At 43.5% G+C, this 24,205-nt stretch carries 23 protein-coding genes; 12 read left to right on the forward strand and 11 right to left on the reverse strand.

Annotated features, from left to right (window positions below; all coding sequences use genetic code 11):
• Positions 1 to 120: 120 nt before the first annotated feature.
• Complete coding sequence (locus VGD82_RS10760; RefSeq protein ID WP_331020388.1) at positions 121 to 1,398, reverse strand: carbonic anhydrase; 1,278 nt, start codon at positions 1,396 to 1,398, stop codon at positions 121 to 123.
• Between the two features lie 287 nt (positions 1,399 to 1,685).
• Here VGD82_RS10760 and rnhA point away from each other — a divergent pair, with 287 nt between their 5' ends.
• Genes rnhA through rfbD form a run of 6 tightly spaced genes read left to right on the forward strand, consistent with a single transcriptional unit; the run spans position 1,686 to position 6,357 of the window.
• On the forward strand, positions 1,686 to 2,165 hold the full coding sequence (rnhA, locus tag VGD82_RS10765) for a ribonuclease HI (RefSeq protein ID WP_331020389.1): 480 nt from the start codon (positions 1,686 to 1,688) through the stop codon (positions 2,163 to 2,165).
• Complete coding sequence (dnaQ, locus tag VGD82_RS10770; protein ID WP_331020390.1) at positions 2,162 to 2,845, forward strand: DNA polymerase III subunit epsilon; 684 nt, start codon at positions 2,162 to 2,164, stop codon at positions 2,843 to 2,845. Before rnhA ends, dnaQ begins: the two co-directional genes overlap by 4 nt.
• 54 nt (positions 2,846 to 2,899) lie before the next feature.
• Positions 2,900 to 3,985 carry a dTDP-glucose 4,6-dehydratase gene (rfbB, locus tag VGD82_RS10775; protein WP_331020391.1) on the forward strand — a complete coding sequence of 362 codons (1,086 nt, stop codon included), beginning with the start codon at positions 2,900 to 2,902 and terminating at the stop codon, positions 3,983 to 3,985.
• A complete protein-coding gene (gene rfbA / locus VGD82_RS10780; protein WP_331020392.1) occupies positions 3,982 to 4,857 on the forward strand; it encodes a glucose-1-phosphate thymidylyltransferase RfbA in 876 nt (291 codons plus the stop codon). The genes rfbB and rfbA overlap by 4 nt, the downstream gene beginning before the upstream one ends.
• Positions 4,858 to 5,418, forward strand: coding sequence for a dTDP-4-dehydrorhamnose 3,5-epimerase (gene rfbC, locus VGD82_RS10785; RefSeq protein WP_331020393.1), 561 nt, complete (start codon positions 4,858 to 4,860; stop codon positions 5,416 to 5,418).
• Between the two features lie 15 nt (positions 5,419 to 5,433).
• On the forward strand, positions 5,434 to 6,357 hold the full coding sequence (rfbD, locus tag VGD82_RS10790; protein ID WP_331020394.1) for a dTDP-4-dehydrorhamnose reductase: 924 nt from the start codon (positions 5,434 to 5,436) through the stop codon (positions 6,355 to 6,357).
• On the opposite strand, the gene queD is transcribed toward rfbD, so the two are convergent.
• The 7 genes from queD to VGD82_RS10825 form a co-directional block, all read right to left on the reverse strand.
• Positions 6,358 to 6,798: a 6-carboxytetrahydropterin synthase QueD gene (queD, locus tag VGD82_RS10795; RefSeq protein WP_331020483.1), complete on the reverse strand. Its 441-nt coding sequence runs from the start codon at positions 6,796 to 6,798 to the stop codon at positions 6,358 to 6,360.
• Between the two features lie 128 nt (positions 6,799 to 6,926).
• A complete protein-coding gene (locus tag VGD82_RS10800) occupies positions 6,927 to 8,690 on the reverse strand; it encodes a GGDEF domain-containing phosphodiesterase (protein ID WP_331020395.1) in 1,764 nt (587 codons plus the stop codon).
• Between the two features lie 17 nt (positions 8,691 to 8,707).
• Entirely contained in the window at positions 8,708 to 10,315 is a 1,608-nt protein-coding gene (locus VGD82_RS10805) for an HD-GYP domain-containing protein (protein WP_331020396.1), read from the reverse strand.
• 161 nt (positions 10,316 to 10,476) lie between these two features.
• Positions 10,477 to 11,400, reverse strand: coding sequence for a histone deacetylase family protein (locus VGD82_RS10810; RefSeq protein WP_331020397.1), 924 nt, complete (start codon positions 11,398 to 11,400; stop codon positions 10,477 to 10,479).
• A 20-nt stretch (positions 11,401 to 11,420) separates the two neighbouring features.
• Positions 11,421 to 12,392 carry a ribosome small subunit-dependent GTPase A gene (gene rsgA / locus VGD82_RS10815; RefSeq protein WP_331020398.1) on the reverse strand — a complete coding sequence of 324 codons (972 nt, stop codon included), beginning with the start codon at positions 12,390 to 12,392 and terminating at the stop codon, positions 11,421 to 11,423.
• Complete coding sequence (locus tag VGD82_RS10820; protein WP_331020399.1) at positions 12,334 to 12,642, reverse strand: c-type cytochrome; 309 nt, start codon at positions 12,640 to 12,642, stop codon at positions 12,334 to 12,336. Before VGD82_RS10820 ends, rsgA begins: the two co-directional genes overlap by 59 nt.
• Before the next feature lie 25 nt (positions 12,643 to 12,667).
• Complete coding sequence (locus VGD82_RS10825) at positions 12,668 to 13,918, reverse strand: M48 family metallopeptidase (protein WP_331020400.1); 1,251 nt, start codon at positions 13,916 to 13,918, stop codon at positions 12,668 to 12,670.
• Between the two features lie 110 nt (positions 13,919 to 14,028).
• On the opposite strand from VGD82_RS10825, the gene orn reads away from it, so the two are divergent.
• Positions 14,029 to 14,589, forward strand: coding sequence for an oligoribonuclease (gene orn, locus VGD82_RS10830; protein ID WP_209308726.1), 561 nt, complete (start codon positions 14,029 to 14,031; stop codon positions 14,587 to 14,589).
• 189 nt (positions 14,590 to 14,778) lie between these two features.
• On the opposite strand, the gene glgA is transcribed toward orn, so the two are convergent.
• Positions 14,779 to 16,236 (reverse strand): glycogen synthase GlgA, encoded by a 1,458-nt coding sequence (gene glgA, locus VGD82_RS10835; protein ID WP_331020401.1) that lies wholly within the window; start codon positions 16,234 to 16,236, stop codon positions 14,779 to 14,781.
• A gap of 95 nt (positions 16,237 to 16,331) precedes the next feature.
• Here glgA and crcB point away from each other — a divergent pair, with 95 nt between their 5' ends.
• Both crcB and VGD82_RS10845 read left to right on the forward strand, forming a co-directional pair.
• Complete coding sequence (gene crcB, locus VGD82_RS10840) at positions 16,332 to 16,727, forward strand: fluoride efflux transporter CrcB (protein ID WP_331020402.1); 396 nt, start codon at positions 16,332 to 16,334, stop codon at positions 16,725 to 16,727.
• A 75-nt stretch (positions 16,728 to 16,802) separates the two neighbouring features.
• Positions 16,803 to 17,363, forward strand: a complete 561-nt coding sequence (locus tag VGD82_RS10845) for a glutathione peroxidase (RefSeq protein ID WP_331020403.1) — start codon at positions 16,803 to 16,805, stop codon at positions 17,361 to 17,363.
• Between the two features lie 71 nt (positions 17,364 to 17,434).
• Here the strand turns inward: VGD82_RS10845 and VGD82_RS10850 are convergent, their stop codons facing one another.
• The gene (locus VGD82_RS10850; RefSeq protein WP_331020404.1) at positions 17,435 to 18,250 is read right to left on the reverse strand and encodes a pyruvate, water dikinase regulatory protein; all 816 of its coding nucleotides are present in this window, start codon (positions 18,248 to 18,250) and stop codon (positions 17,435 to 17,437) included.
• A gap of 26 nt (positions 18,251 to 18,276) precedes the next feature.
• Positions 18,277 to 20,646 (reverse strand): phosphoenolpyruvate synthase, encoded by a 2,370-nt coding sequence (gene ppsA, locus VGD82_RS10855; RefSeq protein ID WP_331020405.1) that lies wholly within the window; start codon positions 20,644 to 20,646, stop codon positions 18,277 to 18,279.
• Positions 20,647 to 21,051: 405 nt separating this feature from the next.
• On the opposite strand from ppsA, the gene VGD82_RS10860 reads away from it, so the two are divergent.
• From VGD82_RS10860 to VGD82_RS10870, 3 genes are all read left to right on the forward strand, one after another.
• Complete coding sequence (locus VGD82_RS10860) at positions 21,052 to 22,041, forward strand: beta-ribofuranosylaminobenzene 5'-phosphate synthase family protein (protein WP_331020406.1); 990 nt, start codon at positions 21,052 to 21,054, stop codon at positions 22,039 to 22,041.
• Positions 22,042 to 22,103: 62 nt separating this feature from the next.
• Positions 22,104 to 23,021: an NAD(P)-dependent methylenetetrahydromethanopterin dehydrogenase gene (locus VGD82_RS10865; protein WP_135276430.1), complete on the forward strand. Its 918-nt coding sequence runs from the start codon at positions 22,104 to 22,106 to the stop codon at positions 23,019 to 23,021.
• A 98-nt stretch (positions 23,022 to 23,119) separates the two neighbouring features.
• Positions 23,120 to 24,184, forward strand: a complete 1,065-nt coding sequence (locus tag VGD82_RS10870) for an ATP-grasp domain-containing protein (protein WP_331020407.1) — start codon at positions 23,120 to 23,122, stop codon at positions 24,182 to 24,184.
• The last annotated feature ends 21 nt before the right edge of the window (positions 24,185 to 24,205 follow it).

The raw sequence follows: 24,205 nt of genomic DNA on the forward strand, positions 1-24,205 counted from the left end.
AATAGAATGCAGCCATACACTTAAATTAGTAGTTAATACTTAAAATAAAAAAGCACCTAGTTAACGCTAGGTGCTTTTTTATTAAGCTCGCGGTGTATAGGTTAAGTAGTGATAGTGAACTTAATCAACAATCAGACGACCATTTAATGGTTGCAGCGGACGATTGTTATGCTGTGTAAGCGCAGTTAATGCATCGATTTGCTCTTTACTTGCAGTCATTGGGGTTTTAATTAATATCCAGCGTACACCTTCAGTGCAAGGCGGGGTGGTGAGTGAGCCACTAAAGCGGTAGTAGTCTTGATTGCTCGGCATCATTTCACTTGCAAGTAATCTTGATTTTAGCGTAACGGTTTTGTTACTCTCGTTAGGTAGCTGTTTTAATATTTTGTCTAAAGCAGGGTTAGGCCTGCCTTCTCTAAATAGCACGGTTACAATTGCGGTGCTGCCTTTAATGTCGGTATGTAAAAACTGCGCTTCCAACGGGAATGATTTGCCTTGGATGCTATGCTCGCTCGGCGTATGGAAATTGGCCTGTTTTAGTTTGAAGGTGATATTGTCAATTGCAACAATATTGCCATCTCTAAAGTTTAGCTGTATTGAGTGGTTGGTTTGCAATACTTCTTTTGCCGGAAATTTCTGCAGAAGTTTCAATGGTTTTAAATTTGCATCCAGACTATCTTCGATATTAATCGGTGATTGCGTGCTGCCAGCGCTGCACATGGAAAATTCCTCACTCAGCTTTCCCCAATGCTCCGGGCCTTCTTTGCCATCGTAACTCCAGGCCACAGGCTTTTTGGTTTCTTCTGCTTTTTTGTTACCGGGTTTAGCCGGGTTTTTTTCAGTAGGTTTGGTCTCTACAGGTTTTGTCTCTGTTGCTTTGCTTTCTGCATCTGCAGGTTTAGCAGCTGTGCTAGCATCGGACTTTGTTTCCGTAGCGGGTGGCACTTTGGCTGGGTTGGTTGTCACGGCTTTGGGTGTAGCGTTTTTATGGCTTGTGCATACATACTGCATGGCACGATCAAAGTCTGATTCCGGCACTGGTTCGATAAATTTAGCCTTTTTAACATCATCAATACTAGCCGAGTGCACAAGCTCATTATTTAGGTATTGAAACACCTGAGTCGCCGCAGACTTCTGTGATGGGCAATCAAAGTACCACAGTAATTTAGAAAGGTTATATTGTGTATCTGGTGACTCCAAGTTTTTTTGAACAGCTTTGTATTCAATTTTCACCCAGGCACGCTTGAGTTTATCTTTTTCTAAGATAGATTGTTTGTCTATCATGAGTTTAGATGTGCTGTTCTCATTAATTTTTGCCCAATTAGCGGCCGAGCATGTGCCAATGCTTATAAAAAAACAAACGAGTGATAGCGTGAAGTAAGTTACTGCTTTTTGCATATTACGTTCCGACTTTATTATTAATGCCTATCGTTGATTAACTTTTAACTTAATGAGGCACTGATTTAGTATTGGTGAAAGCGATATTCAGTTCATCTATATTCAGTTAACGGCTGAATTGCGCATTTGTTTAATAAAAATTACATATCTTTGCCATACAGATTAAATGCACAAATTTTTGTATTGAAATTGATGATGACGGTATGAATATTTAAACGCTTTAGCCATGCTAGGCGCTGTGATGTTCTATAATCATTATTAATTTAGAGCAAAGTGAAATTTGATAGATGACAATAGAAGTGGCAGCTAAGCGTTCCCTCGTGGAAATTTATGCAGATGGCGCATGTAAAGGTAATCCTGGTCCCGGTGGCTGGGGGGCATGGATCAGTTACGATGGACATGAAAAAGAGTTATTTGGTGGCGAGTTGGTCACAACCAATAATCGTATGGAGCTTACTGCGGTGATCCGTGCCTTAGAAGCATTAAAGCGCACATGCCATGCAAAAGTATTTACAGATTCCGTCTATGTGCAAAAGGGAATCTCTGAATGGATCATTGGCTGGAAAGCCCGTAACTGGCGTACTGCGGATAAAAAGCCGGTCAAAAATGATGATTTATGGCGCGTACTGGATGTATTGGCGCAGCAGCATACCGTGGAGTGGATATGGGTCAAAGGCCATGCCGGTAATGCAGGCAACGAGCGTGCGGATATGCTTGCCAATAAAGGGGTGGAACAGATACTGCAAAAAGGGGCTAGTGCATCATGAGACAGATCTTTTTAGATACGGAAACCACTGGTTTGTATCATGCTCAAGGGCATCGTGTGATTGAAATCGCAGCGGTTGAGGTGGTAAACAGGCGTTTAACCAAACACCATTTTCATTATTATTTAAATCCAGACCGTGATATTGATCAAGGTGCGCAAGAGGTGCATGGTATATCTTTAGAGTTCTTGCAGGATAAACCACGCTTTGCTGATATTGCCAATGAGTTGATTGCATTTATCGCAGATGCTGAACTTATTATGCATAACGCACCATTTGATGTGGGTTTCTTGAATTGTGAACTTGGCTTAATCGGGCAAAGAAAAGTAGAGGCTATTACTGCTAAAATTACAGATACGCTCAAAATTGCAAAAGAGATGCGCCCAGGACAACGTAATAATCTGGATGCTTTATGTAAGTATTTTGGTATAGATAACTCCAAGCGTACGTTACACGGCGCGTTACTGGATGCCGAATTACTCGCTGATGTTTATATGGCGATGACACGAGGCCAAGATAGTTTGATGATTGCACTAGATCAGCCTAGCCATGAAACAGCTGAAATGAGTGCGGTAAGTTATGCTCCTGTGCTGGTGAAGCCTGCCAGCGATACTGAGCTGGCGGAGCATGAGGCATATTTGGCAGGCCTTGCAAAATCAGGTAACTGTGTCTGGAATGGTTAACTAGCAGTTATCTAGTAGAACGAATGATTAGTAAATTTAGGAAAGTAGCAAATAATGAATAATACAGTTCTTGTCACGGGTGGTGCGGGCTTTATCGGCTCTAATTTTGTACTGGCTTGGGTAAAGCAGGGGCTTGGCACTGTGGTCAACTTAGACAAGTTGACCTATGCCGGTAATTTAGACAACTTAGTGAGCTTAGAGCATAGTGCGCATCATGTATTTGTGCATGGTGATATTGGTGATCAGCATTTGGTTGCTAAATTATTAGAAGAGCACAAACCGCGCGCAGTAATTAATTTTGCGGCAGAAAGCCATGTAGACCGTTCCATCCATGGACCTGAAGACTTTATTCAAACTAACATTGTGGGTACCTTCCACTTGTTGGAAGCTGTGCGTGCTTACTGGAGTGCTTTAAACACTGCTGATAAAGCAAACTTCCGTTTTCTGCATGTATCTACCGATGAAGTTTATGGTTCATTAGGTAAAGACGACCCTGCATTTACTGAAACTACGTCGTATGCACCGAATAGTCCTTACTCTGCCTCTAAAGCATCCTCAGACCACTTGGTGCGTTCTTATCATCACACCTATGGCTTACCAACCTTAACCACTAATTGTTCAAATAACTATGGGCCGTATCACTTCCCTGAGAAGTTAATCCCTTTAGTCATTCATAACGCCTTGGCTGGTAAACCATTACCAGTTTATGGCAATGGCTTGCAAGTGCGTGACTGGCTTTACGTGGAAGACCATTGTGCGGCAATCAGGCGCGTACTGGAGGCAGGCAAGGTTGGCGAGGTTTATAACGTAGGTGGCTGGAATGAAAAAACTAATATTGATATTGTAAGAACGTTGTGCCGCATGCTTGATGCTAAACAGCCGCGTGCCGATGGCCAGTCTTATGCAGATCTCATTACTTATGTGGCTGATCGACCTGGGCATGATATACGTTATGCGATTGATGCAACAAAACTCGCAACAGAACTAGACTGGAAACCGGCAGAGACGTTTGAAACCGGCATAGAAAAAACAGTGAACTGGTATTTAGCTCATCAAGATTGGGTAAATAATATTACCAGCGGGGATTACCGTAATTGGATTCAAACACATTATTCAGAACGTGGTGAGGAAATGGCATGAAGGGAATTATTTTAGCGGGCGGCTCCGGTACGCGCTTGCATCCAGTTACACAGGTAGTGTCAAAACAGTTATTACCTGTTTATGATAAACCGATGATTTACTATCCGCTGACTACACTCATGTTAGCGGGGATTCGTGATATTTTAGTGATTTCAACACCAGAAGACACACCACGCTTTCAGCAGTTGCTGGGAGATGGTAGTCAGTGGGGAATTTCTATTCAATTTGCGGTGCAGCCGTCACCAGATGGCTTAGCGCAAGCGTTTATTATTGGTAAATCATTTATCGGTGATGATAGCTGTGCTTTGGTGCTGGGCGATAATATTTTCTACGGACATGAGTTGGCGACTAAAACACAGGCCGCGACGACCCTAAATAAGGGTGCTACTGTTTTTGCTTATCCGGTAAGCGACCCTGAACGTTATGGCGTGGTTGAGTTTAACGCGCAAGGGCAAGCAGTGAGCTTGGAAGAAAAACCTGCAGTGCCTAAATCTAGATACGCTGTTACCGGTTTATATTTCTATGATAATGATGTGATTCGTATCGCGGAGCAGTTAAAGCCATCACCACGGGGTGAGTTGGAAATTACGGATGTTAACCGAGTTTATCTTGAGCGTGGTGATTTACAAGTGGAAGTCATGGGGCGCGGTATTGCATGGTTGGACACCGGAACGCATGAATCATTACTTGAGGCGTCATTATTTATTGAAACCATAGAAAAACGTCAGGGCTTAAAAGTAGCTAGCCCTGAAGAGGTCGCTTATCGTATGCAATATATTGATGCGGCGGCGTTAGAGCAGTTGGCTAACCGTTACATTAAAAACGCGTATGGCCAATATTTAAAAATGTTGCTGACGGAACAGGTGTACTAAATGCAAGTGATTAAGACTGCGATTCCTGATGTGTTGATATTAGAGCCTCAAGTGTATGGTGATGAGCGAGGCTTTTTTTTCGAGAGTTTTAATCAGCAAAAGTTTGAGCATTTAACGGGCGTTAAAACGCAGTTTGTACAGGATAACCATTCTAAATCTGCTGCCAATGTGCTGCGCGGCTTGCACTATCAAATTGCGCAGCCGCAAGGCAAGTTAGTGCGTGTCGTGGCAGGAGAAGTTTTTGACGTTGCAGTGGATTTACGTAAGCAGTCTAAAACCTTTGGCCAATGGGTTGGCGCGATTTTATCTTCGGATAATAAACGCCAGATGTGGGTGCCAGAGGGGTTTGCGCACGGCTTTCTAGTGCTGAAAGATAATACTGAGTTCTTATATAAAACAACAGATTACTACGCACCACAGCATGAGCGCTGTATTCGTTGGGACGATGCTGATATTGGAATTGAATGGCCTACTGCTAGCTTGGTTGCTAATTCAACACCGGTACTGTCTGCTAAAGATCAATTGGGCTCTAGCTTGGCTGATGCTGACGTATTTGAATAAGGTTATACAGTAGCAATGCAATCTCCTACATATAAAAAAATATTATTGACTGGCGTAAATGGTCAGGTCGGGCACGCTTTGCAGCAAGCCTTGCTTAATCAGCCGGACTTATTTGGTGAACTGGTTTGTTTGGATAAAAGTAAGCTGGATTTATCCAATCCGCAGGCAATACGAGACGCCGTGCAGGCAATACAGCCTGATTTGATTATCAATCCAGCTGCTTACACTGCGGTAGATAAAGCGGAGTCAGAACCTGACTTAGCCTATGCAATTAACGCTATCGCGCCTGGTGTGCTGGCGGAAGAGGCGGCAAAGCTAGGTGCTAAGTTAATACATTTTTCTACAGATTACGTGTATGCCGGCAATAAAGTGGGCGCGTATGTGGAAAGTGATGCCACAGCACCACTGAGTGTGTATGGGAAGTCTAAATTAGCCGGTGAAGTGGCGATTCGTAAAGCAGGGCTGCCAGCTCTGATTTTCAGAACATCCTGGGTATATGGAGCTTACGGTAAGAACTTTTTGCACACGATTTTGCGCTTAGCTAAAGAGCGTGAACAGTTGCGCATTGTGGCTGATCAGGTCGGTGCGCCAACGAGTAGCTTCTGTATTGCGCAAGCAGTGTTGCAAGTGCTTGCAGGGTGGGATGGCGAGCGTTCTGGCGTGTATCATTTAGTCAATGCTGGGCACACGACATGGCATGGCTTTGCAAGTGCAATTGTAGAGGACTATGCACAGTTGCAGTCTGCACGCCACTGGCAGCCACTTAAAGCCGTGGTTGCTAACATTGAGCCTATTGCAACCGCTGAGTATCCAACCCCTGCGGTGCGCCCTGCTAACTCGTGCTTAGATTGTACCAAGTTAAGTACAGATTTTTCAGTACAGTTGCCAGATTGGCGTGATGCATTAATGACAGAACTTCAAGCGCTGCCCAATAGCTGATTAGCCTAATGCATCTGCCCAGCTGTTTGGCGTTTCATATAAGCGTACTTTTTCCAGCTTGAGGTGGTTGCCGTAAGTATCTTGGTAACGCGCTTTTAAAATTCTAAAAGCTTCTGCCGCCATGTTTTCTGCCGTAGGCACCGTTGGAAATACAACGGTCTTATGGTTATGCAGTGTATTCAAGAAGTTTAATACTTCCTTGTCATGCTGATAAACCAAGAACGCGTGATCCCAAACGTTGACGACTGCGTCTTTAGCAATCGCTTTTACATCAGAAAAATCCATCACCATCCCGTTATCAGATGTATTTTCAGCAGTGATAATGTCACCAGATAGTGTGATTTCAATCGCATATCGATGGCCATGCAAGTTCTTGCATTGGCTCTTATGGTTAGGAATCCGGTGGCCTGCGTCAAATTCAAGGCGGGTAGTAATGTGCATATTGATGTCATCAAACGGTAATTTTAATTGCACGTTCAAACATGTTGAACGTAGTAAACAACCGTCATTATACCCTCACTCAGTAAAGTTGTAGGCTGATAGATGATTAGCTGATGAGGCACTGGTTATTATTCATGTTTATGCGTGAGCAGTGTGGATTGATTTTGAAAGTTAGAAAGCCATATATTAAAGTCATTAGGTGACATAGATTTTGAATAGTAATAGCCTTGTATTTTGTCGCATTGCATTTCAGTCAGTATCTTTAAGCAGCTTAACTCTTCTACGCCTTCAGCTACCACGGTTTTACCCAAACTATGTGCAAGCTGGATAATGGAGAGCACAATCTCTCTATCTTGTGGAGATTGCTCGATTTGTTTCACAAAAGACTGGTCAATTTTAACCAGGCTAATCGGCATATTGCGCAGTCTGGTCATGGATGAATAGCCCGTGCCAAAGTCATCCAGCGCAAATGAACAACCTAGCTGTGAAATTCGATTAATCACAGACATGGCTTTTTTCTCATCTAACAGCAAATCACTTTCTGTGATTTCAATTACCAATGATTTGGCCGGGATGTCCCATAGTGCAATAGATTGTGCTATCAGCTCTGGCAAGTCTGCATCCAGTAGGTCAGGCGAGGATAGATTCACGGTTAATGCAAAGCTATTCTGGTGGGTGGCGATAATCTCCGCGATGCGTTGGCATGCGGTGTTGATGAGCCAGCGGATAAATATTTTACCAAAACCTTTTTTGTAGATGGTATCGATCAGGCGCATCGGCGAAATGCCGACCCATTCCGCATTGTGCCAACGTAGTAACATCTCTGCGCTTACGCAAGTTACATGGTCTGAGTCATGCTTGGGCAGGCTTACAATTGGCTGTAAATAGACTTCCAGTTCATTGTTCTGCAAGGCCTCAATAATCGCCTCTTCTAATGTGTGCGTGCTGGAGAATACGCTAGTAATGTGTTGATCATACATTTCAATCTGATAGTGATTAATCATGGCATGGTGCAACGCCAATTTCGCGCACTCATACAGCGAGTGTGCCTTAGAAGTATGTTTAAACGTGGTAACGCCACCAAAATAAGGTTTCACAATCAGGCTGTTGTTGACCAGAGGCAATGATGACTCAAAAGCGTGAATGAGCTCTGAGGCAATCAGGTTAAGTTGCGCAGGGAAATGCAAGTCTTCAATAACGATAGCGAACTCATTGGGGCCAATATGAAATAGTCTGGTATCTTTGCTTAGGTGCTGCTGAATAAGGTCAACTGCAGCCAGTGCTAGCGTGGATTGATCGGTATTTATTTTTCTTTCTTTATCTGCATTGATATTCAGATTAAGTAAAAGCAAACCCAGGTTGATGTGTTCTGCCTCAGCCTTTTTAATGAGCTTAAGCATGAGTTGGTGGTTGGGTAACCCAGTAGTTAAATCAAAGCTCTTGGAATAGTTATATCGATACTGATCAAATTCATTGGTTGCCAGTGCTAATAAATGCGTAAGCACCAGATGAAACTGATGATTGTATCGAGACAGTATTCGGTCTGTAGTAGGTTCTGCGTGCAACTGTATGGATTGACAGAGGATAAGTGCATCCCCTAGCTTTGCTCCTGCTTTGTAATCCTGTAGCCAGTTGTGCAGTAGTTCATCGATAGCCTGATTGAGTTGAGACCAGTTTAATTGCATAGGCCATTGTTGCAATACCTGTAAAAGACTACCGGTGCTAGCATTGAAACTGACTGGCGCTGTTTGCTGGTTGTAATGGTATGGCCCAGCAAGGTCGTTGGTGCTTAATTGATAAGCCTGCATGATGTTCAGTAAATCATTAGGTGATATATTCAGTGTGAACTCATGATCTATTGAACTATAGATTTCTTCTTGTAATTTCTTCATTAGGCGGTGGTGATTAGTTAGCTAAAATAATTGTTGATATTGAGGCCATAACTGTCAGGAGGCAGCCCCCTGACTATTTTGTATGGTTCACCGCTAGGTGTTAATGGTGCATTGATTAAATTGAGTGTGGGTGGGTATTCGTTTTTTGTTTTGTCTGGGTTGAGTAAGATCATGACCTTGGGTAACAGGCGGCGCACACTATTTTGCTGAATTACAACGCCCACCTCTCCAGAATTGAGCTCGACTAACGAGCTTACCGGATACATGCCTAAGAACTGCACCAATTGATCAATTAAATGTCCATCAAACTTATTGTCGCGCAGTGCATGTATTTTTTCTAGTGCAGATTGATTATAAACGCCTTTGGCATAGGCCTTATTACTGGTGAGTGCACAGTAAGTGTCAATTAAGCCGGCCATTTGTCCAGGCAGGCTGATTTGCTTGCCCTTAAGCTGAAATGGGTAGCCGCTGCCATCGATTCGTTCATGGTGCTGTGATACTGCAATCATGGTGGTGCTGGAAATGTTACTTGTGACCTCTAATAATGCTAGTGCGTAGTCTACGTGTTTTTTAAATATTTCATATTCTTCTGCTGAGATTTTCTCTTTTTTTTGCAGCAGATCTTTAGGAATTTTTACTTTGCCTATATCTTGTAATAGGCCGGCAAGGCCTAGGTCTTTAATCTGCTTTTTTGGTAGTGCCATGAAGTTGGCTAATGCCATCAGCATGATGGAAACATTGAGTGCGTGGTTGTAGGAGTAGTCATCTGTTTGTTTTAAACGTGCTAGCCACAACAATGCGTCTGAGTTACGCTCAATGCTATCGACCATGTCATTGAGAGTTTCATCTACTTTATTTAAGTCTACTAGTTGGCCCTCTGCCATTGCGTTAAAGAACTCGCGTGTGACTAGCTGCGTTTTCTCATAAGTCGGGTAAACGGTGCTAATTTCTTGCTCTACAGGGTATTTTTCTTCAATTAATGTTTGGTGCAGATGTGTGATTGTGTCTGCATCAACAAACGCTTGATTTTGTCCGACTTGTGCAGTGTTATTCATCCTTCTTTTTAAGTTTGGTCTCCAGCCCTTTAATCCTGATACAAAGCGTGATAAATCCGCTTTGATTTGTTTAGATAAGGTTAGGTCCGCGGGCGCATTTTCACCATCAAGCTCCGCTTCTTGGCTTAAGTAACTGAGGTTGACGTTTGCACCATTATGGCTAGATGTTTGCGTAGTATTCTCATTAACGTCCTGTTTGTAATCTTGAATCTCTCGAATTATCTTAAAAAAGGAAAGTTGCTCTTTGCTCTCACTAGCTATACTGCCGTTAACATGAGTGCTTGCTGTAGGTGGGCTAGCCACAGTCGAGTGAGTGATGCTATTTGATGTGTGGTGTTGCACTGCAATAGATTTCTTTTGCGGCGCCAAGTAGTGTTCACCAAGTGAAACAGTACGGTCTATATAGACAAACTCACACAAAGCCGCAAGTGTTGTAATTTGTTCTGCATCTTCAATTAATAGGCCTTCTAGTAAAAAAGGTGTGCCAAGCCAGGGCCGGTCAAGCTCACACACAAACATTCCAATTGCCAGTGCATGTACAGGAGTCTGTTCTTTACGAATATCAGTCAATTGATAAAGTCCTGAAAGTTGTTTTATACATGGCTCTGCTATATTGGTTTATCTTAAATCTTGGTATGTGTAGCTTTAAACCATTTTTGACGGCGCATACTCAAAATTGGATGCACAGTAAGCATTATCGTTTCATTCCACGCATCATTCAACGTCTTATTTTATGTCTGCATCATGACGCTGACGTGTTTGCTGACGGCTTGCGCTAATGCATGCAAGTGATAGCCGCCTTCCAATAAGGAGACGATTCTGCCTTGCGCATGCTGCTTAGCCACTTGTTTAATAAAAGTCGTTATCCACGCATAGTCTTCATTAATCAAGTGCATGCCGGCAAGCGGGTCATCGACATGTGCGTCAAATCCTGCTGATACATAAATAATATCAGGCTTGAATCGGTTGAGAGCAGGTAAGAACTCGTGGTCAAACGCTTGTTGGTATTGTTTGCCATCAGCATTTACTGGCAAAGGTACGTTAATCATCGTTGCCGTGCGCGTATCAAACCCGCGGTGCGGGTAGAACGGATGTTGGAATGTTGAGCAAAGCATAACTTGCGGATTATTTTTGAAGATATCTTCCGTGCCATCCCCATGATGCACATCAAAATCGATAATCGCAACACGCTGGACTTTGTACTGGGCTATGGCGTGTGCCACACCAACCGCAATATGGTTAAAAATACAGAAGCCTGCACTATTGGCACGGCCGGCATGATGCCCTGGTGGTCTAACGCAGCAGAAGGCGTTATCCACTTTTCCTTGCATGACCAAGTCGGTTGCCAGTACTGCGGCGCCACTGGCATGCAGCGTGGCGGATAAGCTCATCGGCCCCATGGCAGTATCTGCATCCAGCCTTACTAAGCCTGCCTTGGGCGATAGGGCGCGAATGTGCTTAATATAATCAGGGTGGTGAACCCTTGCCAATTGCGTATCGCTTGCTGTCGGTGCTTCGTAAACGGCCAGATGCTGATAAATGCCTTGCTTGACCAATGCATTCTTAATGGCAGTGATGCGTGCCGGTGATTCTGGATGATTACCATCCATGATGTGCAATAAAGTGTCAGGGTGAGTAATGAAAGCGGTTGTCATACCATACCTGTAATTAATTGCTATATTTGGTGAGTAATCTCAGTGCGTAACATTTTGTAAATCGCCAATCTTTCTGCTGATATTTTATCCTGTTCTAGTGCTGCGGTAATTGCGCAATCAGGTTCTTGCAAGTGCTTGCAGTTGTTAAACCTGCATTTTCCTAAAAATGGCCTGAACTCGATAAAAGCATGCTCCAGTTCACCCGTGCTCAAATGGTGTAAGCCAAACTCTTGTAGTCCTGGCGAATCGATGAGTTGGCTACTTGCGTCAAGGTGGTATAAATGTGCGGCCGTAGTAGTATGTTTGCCACTATCCAGCACTTGGCTGACTTCCTGTGTGCGCACCGCTTCAGATGGTAATAGCGCATTAATGATGGTGGATTTCCCCATGCCAGATTGCCCTACCAAGATAGAGATTTCATCTTGTAGGTATGGTCTCAGGCTAGAGATATCCTGTTTGGCTGATAACGGTAAGACCTGATACCCAAGTTGGGTATACAACTCCAATTTTTTCAGTGCATCATGGTTGTCTGTCAGGTCGCACTTGTTAAGTACAATTAGAGCTTTAATACCGGCCGCTTCTGCAGCAATTAAACAGCGGTTGAGCAGGGCTTCATAAAAGCTAGGCTGTGTAGCTAGTACGATAATAATTTGTGTGACGTTTGCAGCCAGCATCTTGCTTTTAAATGCATTGCTACGAAACAGTAGTGTATTTCGGGGCAGGGTAGACTCCACCACGCCCTCGTGTTTATCTGTGAGTTTGACTAAAACAAAATCACCGCAAGCAAGGTCGGTCTTTTTACCACGAGTAACGCAACTGATTCGTTGCTTGGTGTCCGTGAGTTCTACTTGGTAGCGTTTGCCGTAAGCGGCAACCACAGTGCCTTGCAAGCCTGTTTCATCTTGCGTATTAATTGAGATACTCACGTGCTCGCTATTCTGTAAATTTATAGTATTGTTGGTTAAGGTATTTTGCAACATTAAGCTCTTCATCTTCAAACCATTTTAGGCCTAGCATAGTGTTGCAATTACGTATTTGTGCAGTTAATGCGCTCGAACTTTTTACTTTGCGAAACTCACGTGTGTAAATACCCGAGCCATCACCACCAAAGCTAGCAGCATGGCAACGGATACAATGCTGTTTAACCAGTGATTGACCCGCTGCTGCATCTGCATTTTGGAAAGGCTCGGCAAACGCACTGCAACTGATGAACAGTAACACTAAATATTGCAGTAACTTCATTTTGCTCACCTTTTTTAAGAGGATGCTAGCTAGTATACGCCGTTAATTTTGAAATTCGAATACTTGCTGGTGGATGCGAATCATAAAAAGCAGAATGTAGCGGATCTGGCGTTAAAGTGGATGCATTGTCGCGATACAGTTTAACCAAAGCTTCGATCAAGTATTTAGCATTTGCATGTTGCGCGGCGTAGCTGTCTGCCTCAAATTCATTTTTGCGTGAATAGCTTGCCATGATGGGTTTTAAGATAAATAAGAACACAGGTGAAACCAGCAAAAACAATACTAATGCCATATGGTTGCTGGCTTCGCTAACGCCAAGCCCTACATAGAACCAATCTTGATTCATCAACCAGCCAAGCAATGCTAAGCCTAGAAAGCTTATAAAAAACATCATAGCAATACGTTTAATCACATGGTGGTGCTTAAAGTGACCAAGCTCATGTGCTAGCACCGCTTCAATTTCATCTGCATTTAATCTATCTAGCAATGTGTCAAAAAACACAACACGTTTTGATGCGCCAAAACCGGTAAAGTAAGCATTGCCATGGCTGCTGCGTGCTGAGCCATCCATCACAAACAGGCCTTGGGATTTAAAACCGCATTTGGTTAATAAAGACTCGATTCTTTGTTTTAATGCTTGGTCTTCCAATGGTGTGAATTTATTGAAAAATGGCGCGATAAACGTTGGGTATACCGCAAGCATAATCAAATTGAAAGCACTCCAAATTATCCAGAGATAAAGCCACCAGTATTGACCAGCACCTTGCATCAACCATAAAGCTGCAAACAAGATAGGTGCACCTAGAATAATACCTACTACACTTTGTTTTACTAGGTCGCTAAAAAACATCGCTGGCGTCATTTTGTTAAAACCAAATTTTTCATCCACGACAAATGTTTTGTAGTATTCAAACGGTAAATCAATCATGCTGCTTACTAGCATGGCGCTCACAATTACCAGCGCGCCACGTGCAATCTCATGATTTACAATCAGGTTACGCCATACGTCATCTATCCATTGTAAGCCGCCACCTATGGTGAGTGCTGCCAATAAAACCGCTTGTACTGTAGCCTCTAACAAGACTAATTTGGTTTTGTCTGTAGAGTAATCCGCCGCTTTTTGATGCGCTTCAAGTGCGATATTTTCGCTAAAGGCTTGAGGTACTTGGTTGCGATGAGATTGCACATGTGCAATATGGCGTCTGCCCAGCCATATACGTACAAATGTGGTTACAATCAACAAGCTAATGAAAGTGATGGTGAGAGTGTGAGCCATTTTATCGTTCGTTTAAGAATTGAATTAAGTTAATATACGTATTGTGAAGCATTTTATATGTGATGGTTCACCCAGTTTACTCAATAACACTCATTTTAATGGAAATCATGATGGCAGCAGCTGACAATACGACGAATCAGAATAATTTAATTTGGCTTGATATGGAAATGAGCGGTTTACTTCCAGATTCTGACCGTATTTTGGAATTGGCAGCGGTGGTGACCGACGCAGATTTAAATGTATTAGCTGAGTCCCCAGTGTTTGTTGTGCACCAAACTGATGAGGTGTTAGATGGTATGGATGCTTGGAACAAAGGCGCACACGGACGTTCTGGTCTGATTGATAAAGTAAAAGCGTCTACTTTGAGTGAGGCTGAAGCTTCAGCGCAAATGATTGAATTCCTCAAGGCACATGTACCTTCAGGAAAATCACCAATGTGTGGCAACTCAATTTGTCAGGACAGACGATTTATGGCACGCTACATGCCAGAATTAGAGAGCTTTTTCCATTATCGTAATTTAGACGTAAGCGTGTTTAAAGAACTGGCACGTAGATGGAAGCCTGAAATTTACTCAGGGTTTAAAAAGGCGAGCCGTCATGAGGCATTAGCTGATATTTATGAGTCAATTGATGAGCTTAAATATTACCGCGAACACTTTATTGTGAAGTAGTGTGGGCTTAGGTAGTTAATATCTAAAGTAACGTATTCATTACTTAATTGATACGTTACTGAAATTACAGATAAAAAAAGGCGCCAACTAAAGGCGCCTGAAGGGGAGAAAACGGCTTAGGAGATATGTAAGCTTGATTTTATATATGCATCAAGCGTGCCAACTTTCCCCCTTATGCTTTTAATATATTTAAATTAATGTTTTGTATAAAGCCAAGTACTCTTGAGCGCTTTTACCCCAGCTTAAATCCTGAGACATGCCCGTTGTTTGCAGCTGTTTCCATACTTTTGGTTCAGTTCTGAACATTTCTAATGCGCGCTGAATACTGGCGATTAAACCATCGGCACTTGCTTCTACCATCACAAAGCCATTAGCTGTTTTATTTGCCAAGTGTGTTGCATCTGCATCAATAATGGAATCTGCAAGTCCGCCAGTAGCATTAACGATAGGCGGTGTGCCGTAGGCTAGGCCATATAGCTGATTCAGGCCGCAAGGCTCAAAACGTGAAGGCATTACAAACATATCGCAGCCCGCCATGATTTGGTGCGACAGTGGTTCGTTATAGCCAATCGTCACGCTGGCACTGTTAGGGTTTTGTGCTGCAATTTCTAAAAATGCTGATTCCAGCGCAGTTTCACCACCACCTAATAATGCAAACTGGCAGCCTTGATTAATTAGGTTTTCCAGGTGAGGTAGTAGCATATCCAAACCTTTTTGGTGGGTAAGACGGCTAACTACGCCCAATAACGGTGCATCTGCATCGATATCGAGCCCAAGTTTCTGTTGCAATGCCTTTTTAACTTGCTTCTTACCTGCTAATTTGGATGCGCTGTAATGCTTGGTTAAATACTGGTCAGTTGTCGGATTCCATTCTTCGGTTTCAATACCATTTAGGATGCCTTTGATTTCATGGCCACGCTTGCTAAGCAGGCCTTCTAGACCAAAACCAAAAGCTGTTGTTTGGATCTCCTGAGCATAGCGCGGGCTCACTGTAGAGATAGCATCAGCATAGAATATACCCGCTTTTAAAAATGAGAGCTGGTTGTGATATTCAAAGCCCTCTATCGTGAAGTTGGCACTAGGTAAGCCCAAACTTATCACCCAATGCGGCGGGTAGCAGCCTTGAAACGCCATGTTATGCAGGCTGATGATGGATTTAGCACGCGCGTGCTCTGTGAGCTTCATATAGGCAGGCGTTAACCCTGTTTGCCAGTCATTGCAATGGACAATGTTAGGTTGCCAATCGTTAAGTGGTGAGTGGTCGCTAGCCAGTATCGCTGCAACTTTTGATAGTACGCCAAAGCGCACCGGGTTGTCATGCCACTCAAGGCCTTGCGCATCTGCATATGGTCCGCCATCACGCTCGTAAATATCAGGTGCCTTAATCACCAATACTTGGATTTGCGTACTCTCAATTGTGCCAAGCTGTAACTCAGCTTGGTCAATATGCGGTAGATGATCTAGCCATGCAATAGTTTTTAAGTCTTTTAATGCTGCCAATACAGCAGGGTAGCCTGGCACCAGTATACGAATATCAACACCCAATCCCTGTAACGCAGTGGGCAGGGAGCCGCTAACGTCTGCTAATCCACCGGTCTTAATCAGTGGAAAAACCTCAGAGCTCACAAATAACACTTTCATTGCCATGATTTTCTCGCTAAAGTTCTTATGTTTATTTTAGTATTGGCTAAAACTGATAAAAAGATTTTACTATACGACGATGCTAATCTGGATTTAAGAATATGAATTCCGCAATAAATTTTACAAATACCTTAGCTGTGGGCTTGGGCGCTGCATTAGGTGCTTGGAGCCGTTGGGGCTTGGGGATTGCCTTTAATGCCATATTACCCAATCTGCCGCTAGGCACGCTTATTGCTAATCTAGGTGGCGGCTTGCTGATGGGGATGGCAATGGGATTGATTGGGCTAGGGGAGCTAGATAATCCTAGTTTACGTCTATTTGTGACGACTGGTTTCTTGGGTGGCCTGACTACGTTCTCAGCCTTTACCGGGGAAAGTTTATCTTTGTTGCACCGGCATGATTATTATTTGGCTGCGCTCCATGCCTTTACTCACATGTTTGGGGCTCTGATCATGGCTGCATTAGGGGTTGCTGCAGTGCAGTACCTTAAGCATTAGGAATGGTGATGGAATTTAATATCAAAACCCCAGTCACAGTATCATCTATATTATTGATTGTTTAAGTGAGTAGAAATGTACTTTTCATCTAGTGCTTTAAAAACCGGCTTATTAGCGTTACTTTCAATAGGGATGTTATCACTGACAAATATGGCGAATGCTGCTTGCTCTGCGTTGTACAACCATCAGTTTTCCACCTTGCAGGGCGGAAAAATCAATCTGTGTGATTATCAAGATAAACCTATTTTAGTGGTAAATACTGCAAGTAAGTGTGGGTTTACCCCGCAGTTTGAGGCGCTCGAGAGTTTGTATAGCAAATACAAAAGCCAAGGTTTGTTAGTGATAGGTTTTCCATCCAATGACTTTAAACAAGAGTTGAGTGACGACAAGCAAATCAATGATTTTTGTAAGCTAACTTACTCAGTTAAGTTTCCAATGATTAGCAAGTCTTCAGTGAGCGGTAAAACGGCAAATCCATTTTATCAGCAGCTAATCGCAAAAACAGGGCAGTCGCCGAGTTGGAATTTCTTTAAGTATGTCATTTTGCCAGGTGGCAATGATGTATATGCTTTTAGCAGTGACGTAAAGCCAAACGCAGCGGAAATCTTGAGTAAGATTAAACCGAGCTTAAAGTAGTTACGGATTATTCAATACAAAAAAAGGTGCGATAAGCACCTTTTTTATTGTCTGCGTTAACGCTAAGCTGATTATTTGCTAATGGCAGGGTGTCGCATTTTTTCTAAAATAATTGCAGAAAGCTCTTCTACCGAGCGGCTGGTTGAGTCTGCCCACGTAATGCCGGCATTGCGCATGAGAGTCTCCGCCGTTGCAATTTCCTGACGGCAATTATCTAATGAGGCATAAAAGCTGCCAGCTCTGCGCTCGTTACGCACAGCGTGCAGGCGTTCAGCCTTAATGGTTAATCCAAAAATCTTACCTAAATGTTTATTGAGCACAGCGGGTAGTGTGCCGCGTTCAAAGTCTTCAGGGATAAGTGGGTAATTTGCTGCCTTCACCCCAAACTGCATAGCAAGATACACGCTGGTTGGCGTTTTGCCGCAACGTGATACGCCCACTAAAATCACTTCAGCTTCTTCCAGGCCGTTGTTAGTCATGCCATCATCATGGTTAAGCGTAAAGTTAATTGCTTCCATACGCTCATTGTAGCTACTGCCCATGACACTATGGGCAATGCCGGCGCCAGTCAGTGGCTTCTGTTCAAGCTCTAAGCCTAAAGGGTCAATAAACGTATTGAATAGATCAATAAAGTAGGCGTTACATTGCTTGAGCGAGTTACGCAAAGCAATGTCGCCTAAAGTCATAATCACGACTGGGCGGCCACCGTCTTCTTCTGTCGCATGCACAATCGCCTCTTGCGCAAGTTTAATTTTTTCTAGCGTGTTGGTGAACGGTAAGCGCACTTGTGTAAAGTGAGTGCTGGGAAAATGCTCCAGCAACTTACCTAGTGCGCCTGCCGTAATACCTGTGCCGTCAGAAACGAAGAATGCGGTGCGCTTGATCATGACAGTCTATCCATTTTGTTGGTTGACTATTTTGTAAGGCGCTGCCAAGTTGCAACAACGGTATCAGGGTTAAGTGATACAGATTGAATGCCTTCCGCTACTAACCATTCCGCAAAATCTGGATGGTCTGATGGGCCTTGACCGCAAATACCTACATATTTGCCTAAACGGTTACAGGTGCTGATTGCCATTTTGAGCAATACTTTTACTGCGTCATTACGCTCGTCAAAGCCATCTGCAAGGATGCCTGAGTCTCGGTCCATACCCAATGTGAGTTGGGTAAGGTCGTTTGAGCCAATTGAGAAGCCATCGAAGTAAGCCAAGAACTGCTCTGCAAGTAATGCATTAGATGGAATCTCGCACATCATGATCAGGCGTAAGCCATTTTCACCACGTTTAAGCCCATTAGCCGCCATGATTTCAGTCACCGCTTTAGCTTCAGCTAAAGTGCGCACGAAAGGAATCATCAACTCAACGTTAGTTAGCCCCATTTCATCACGTACTTTTTTCATGGCGATACATTCCATCGCAAAACACTCTTTGAAGTCTTCTGCCATGTAACGTGCCGCGCCACGGAAACCAATCATTGGGTTTTCTTCATCTGGCTCGTAGATCTCGCCGCCAACTAATTTTTTGTACTCATTTGATTTGAAATCAGATGTGCGCACAATCACTGGTTTTGGGTAGAACGCCGCTGCAATAGTCGCAACGCCTTCTGCTACTTTGTCGATATAGAATTGTTTAGGTGAAGCGTAGCCACGTGAGCGATTTTTAATTGTGGTTTGAATCGCGCTCGGCATTGCATCCATGTTTAAAATTGCTTTTGGGTGGATACCAACCATGTTGTTGATTACAAACTCTAAACGCGCCAAACCTACACCGTCATTTGGTGTTTTAGCAAAGCTAAATGCCATGTCTGGGTTGCCAACGTTCATCATGATTTTGCATGGTGCAGTTTTAAGTGCAGCAGCAGCTTGTGTGCTTACGTCGTATTCGATTTCACCATGGTAAACAAAGCCTGATTCGCCTTCTGCACATGATACGGTAACGACTTCACCTTCACGTAAAACATCCGTTGCGTTTACAGCGCCAACAATCGCCGGGATGCCTAATTCACGCGCAATAATCGCTGCGTGGCAGGTACGGCCGCCGCGGTTGGTCACTAAAGCGCTAGCGCGCTTCATCACTGGTTCCCAGTTAGGGTCTGTCATATCAGCTACTAATACATCACCTGGTTGTACTAGGTGCATATCAGCTGGGTCTAGCACAATACGTACTGGGCCTACGCCTACTTTTTGTGTTACTGCACGACCCACAACTAATGGTTTTTCGCTGTGTTTGTTGAGCTTAAATGTCTCTGTGACATTGTTAGCTGCTTCTTGTGATTTAACTGTTTCAGGGCGAGCTTGCAGAATGTAGAGTTTATTGTCTACGCCGTTTTTACCCCACTCAATGTCCATTGGACAGCCGTAGTGGGCTTCAATCGTCATTGCGTAACGTGCTAGTTCTAGCACGTCTTCATTTGATAATGAGTAGCGGTCGCTATCTGCTTGATCCACTTCTACAGTGTGTGTGCTTTTACCAGCGCGTGTTGCATCACTAAATACCATCTTAATGAGTTTAGAGCCCATGGTGCGGCGCACGATAGAAGGTTTGCCTTGTGCTAGTGTTGGTTTGTGTACATAGAATTCATCAGGGTTCACCGCACCTTGCACTACTGTTTCACCTAAGCCGTATGATGATGTGATAAATACAACATCCTTAAAGCCTGATTCAGTATCAATGGTAAACATTACGCCTGCGCAGCCAATATCGCTACGTACCATTTGTTGCACACCAGCTGAAAGTGCAACGTCAGCGTGGACAAAGCCTTTATGTACGCGGTATGAAATTGCACGGTCGTTGTATAAAGAAGCGAAAACTTCTTTAATCGCGTGCAGAATGTTATCTAAACCATGGATGTTCAGGAATGACTCTTGTTGGCCAGCAAATGATGCATCTGGCAAATCTTCTGCAGTTGCAGATGAACGAACAGCAAATGTAGCGCCGTTACCTGATTTAGCAATCAGGATTTCATAGTTTTCTGCAATTGCCTTTTCCAGTGCAGCAGGAAATGGTGCAGCCATAATCCATTCGCGCACTTGTTTGCCACAGGCAGCGAGGGCTTGCGTGTCATCGACGTTCAGTTTATCAAGCTCAGCATTGATTTTGGCATCCAAGCCATTTTGAGCTAAAAATTCACGATAGGCATCTGCTGTAGTAGCAAAGCCAGTAGGGACCCGTACTCCTTTTGCAGACAGCTGAGAAATCATTTCGCCTAGCGATGCATTTTTACCGCCGACTGATGGGACGTCTACGTTGCGTAAATTTTCAAATGGAATAACGTGGGCTGACATGATAGTTCCTTAGTTTCAAACAAATGATTAATTTTCTAACTATATTACTCAATACTCGCGCTTCAATTAAGGCTTGTTACCCCGTTAGGGTGGTGCCTTGTAGGTAAAAGGGGAGGTTAATGCGTTAGATTATTTTAATAATCCCTCATTTTGCCTAATTATGTTGGGGTTGTCACCTGAAAAACTGCACATTGAATAAAATCTTTGGTTTTTTAAATGCGCTTTAACACTAAAATTATTGGTAGATGTAATGTTATACCGTAGGAAAATTGCTTAGCCTAAGCTAAAATAAAACAAGAAACTAAATTATCATTATCAATACGATCATCACTATGCAATCTTACACAGAACAAAGCGCAGTAACTAAGCGCGTTCCATTAAAAATCAGTTCAGTAGGAATGATTAATGACCGCTAGTGTTGAGGTGTCAACCAGTGGTCGCTTGCACATGGGTTTTTTTGATTTACATGGTGGGCTAGGGCGCAAATTCGGCAGTATAGGCTTGAGTCTTACTGAGCCCAATCTGGTATTAAGTGCTAAGCGCTCTAAATCGTTACAAGTATCAGCGGCAAGCAATGTGCCGGAGTCTGTGATTGCGAGAATTTCTAAAGTATCGCAGCAGATTTTAAGTGCAATGAATATAACTGAGTCAGTTGAAATCAATATCAGCGAGGCTGTACCTGAACATTCAGGTTTGGGCTCTGGTACCCAAATGGCGCTGGCTACCGGTTCTGCAATTAGCCATTTGTATCAGCTTAATTTAACGAGCATGCAGATAGCTACATTAACTGGGCGCGGCAGGCGTTCTGGGGTTGGTATCTCTGCATTTGATTATGGAGGTTTACTAGTGGATGGTGGGCGTGCAGTGTCCGCTTCACATTCAAGCCCTCCGCCAATGTTGGCTAGGTATGATTTTCCTGAAGAGTGGGCTATATTATTAATTTTTGATGCAAGTGAGCCTGGCATTCATGGAGAGCAAGAGAAAGTTGCGTTTAATGAATTGCCAACTTTCCCAGAAAGTCTGGCAGCCCATTTGTGTAGGCACGTACTAATGCAAGCCATGCCGGCACTGGTAGAGCGTGACTTAATTGCTTTTGGGCAAAGTATCCAGGTGCTGCAACAGCATGTGGGAGATTACTTTTTACCGGTACAAGGTGGTAGGTACGCAAGCCGATTGGTAAGTGCTGTGCTTGAGCGCCTAGAAGCCATTGGAGTGCCATGTTTTGGGCAAAGCTCTTGGGGGCCGACCGGTTTTGCTATATTTGCGAATAAAAACCAAGCAGAGCAACATTTGCAGCAGTTAAAATCAACTTTCACCGATAGCGCACTTTCATGGAAAATTTGCAGTGCGTGCAATCATGGTGCAAAATTCAATAAATTCGACGTAACCGTATAAAACTGTGAATGGTTAGGTTAGTGAAAATTAACACAAACAAACTAAAATTAAGGAAAGTAACAATGGAAAAAGCTAGCATTTTGCATGTATTCACGGCCGCTAAGAACGCAAGTCCGTTCGATGTCAATATGGCCTTTGACGCTGGCTTTGATAAAATTGTGCCGTATACCAATGTTGAACTCTCTGAGGTAACTGGTTTAACGCAAGATGCAATTTTCTCACGCGGCCTTTCTGGCGTTAAACGTGAAGGTATTTTTATTGGCGGTCGCGATATTGATTTAGCAATGGATATGCTAAGCGCGGCTAAAAAAGCAATGTTCGCACCTTTTGCATGTTCAGCATTTGCTGACCCATCAGGCGCATTTACTACTGCAGCAGCGATGATTGCAAAAGTAGAAGCACACCTTAAAGAAAACTTTGGCGAGAGCTTGACTGGCAAAACATTAAGCGTATTTGGTTCTACTGGTCCAGTTGGTAGCTGTGCATCAATTATTGCAGCCCAACAAGGCGCTAATGTGCAAATGGTTGCGCATAGCTCAGTGGCTTCTGTAGAGCCTAAAGCGGCTGCTTGGAATGAAAAATACCAAGTGAGTATGAAAGTGGTTGACGGTACAACTGAGGCTAAAAAAGAAGAAATTCTTGCACAGTCTGATATCGTGATTTGCTCAGCAGCTGCTGGTATTCAAGTGATTAGCAAGGCGCAGTTGGCACTTGCTAAGAACTTAAAAGTGGTTGCAGACGTTAATGCTGTTGCACCGCTTGGCGTAGAAGGCGTGAGTGTAAGTGATGACGGCGTAAAAATTGAAGGCACTAATATTTACGGCATTGGTGCAATTGCTGTAGGTCAGTTGAAGTACAACACGCAACATCAACTGCTTAAACAAATGCTGCCAACAGACCAGCCGTTTGAAAAACCAAAATACTTGGAGTTTTCTGCAGCATTTAAGTTAGCGCGTGAGTTATTAAAAGTTCACTCTTAATCATAGCCTTATCAGCGCGGCCTTTTGTTGAGGCCGCGGTTAATGCTGGCTACAGAGTTGTAGCGATTGATGCGTTTTCTGATGCACAAACCGTTGCTTTGGCAGACACTGCGCTGATAGTGAAATATGATGATTTTGGGTTTGATGCTGAGCATCTATTGCAGACGCTCCATACGCTAGAAAATAAAAGCTCAGATAATCTTGCATCGCAGTTAAGTCAGTTTGCAGGTTTCGTTTACGGAAGTGGGTTTGAAGCACAGCCAGAGTTGCTGCAAAAGGTGGCTGCGTTAATTCCAGTGATTGGCAACTCCTCTGCCACTTTGGCCGCCGTCAAAGATTTAAGTGTGTTTTTTGCAGTCATGCAAAAACTTAATATCAAACATCCTGAGACTTTTGAGCAGTTACCTGCTGATGTCGATGCAAGTTTGTATGTGCGTAAGTTTTCTGGGGGCTGTGGTGGTGTGCATATCAAGCCCGCAGCGTCAGCACCGCATCATTGGCTAGAACGGTATTACTTTCAACGCAAGCTTGAAGGCTTGCCAGTTTCGCTATTATTTGTAGCCAATGGCACAGAGGTTGATGTAGTCGGCTTTAATGAGCAGTGGGTTAGTGCCAGTGCAGACATGCCGTTTCGTTATGGCGGTGCGGTAAGTCATGCAGCTTTATCTGTTATTGTGCAGGAGCAGTTGTTAGATGCAGCTAAGCATTTAACTGCTAAATTTGACCTGCTAGGGCTAAATAGTTTAGATGCAATTGTGCATAAAACAAGCGCAGGTGCAGAGCAGGTGTATGTGTTGGAAGTTAATCCGAGGCTTAGCGCAACGGTTGATTTGTACAATAATGATGGCGTTTTATTTGAGCGTCATGTGCAAGCGTGTTTGTGCAGGCAATTGGTAGGTGCTGGCCAGCTTCAAGATGTTTATGAAGAGGTATCTAAGGCGCATGCGATTGTGTATGCCGATGTTGATGTAATGTTAAATACAGAAATGATTTGGCCAGACTGGGTAACCGATACACCTGTTCAGCTAAAAACGCCATTAAATATTGTTGCTGGTGCTCCAGTTTGCAGTGTGCTTGCCTACGCAGATAGTGCGGATGCGGCAAAAAAAGAAGTGCTGGCTAGAGTGCAGCAGATTAAAAATTTATTACAATCTACTCATTAAAAAACTTGCCTCAGTGAGGCT

Source organism: Methylotenera sp. (genome assembly GCF_036401095.1).
Lineage (GTDB): Bacteria > Pseudomonadota > Gammaproteobacteria > Burkholderiales > Methylophilaceae > Methylotenera.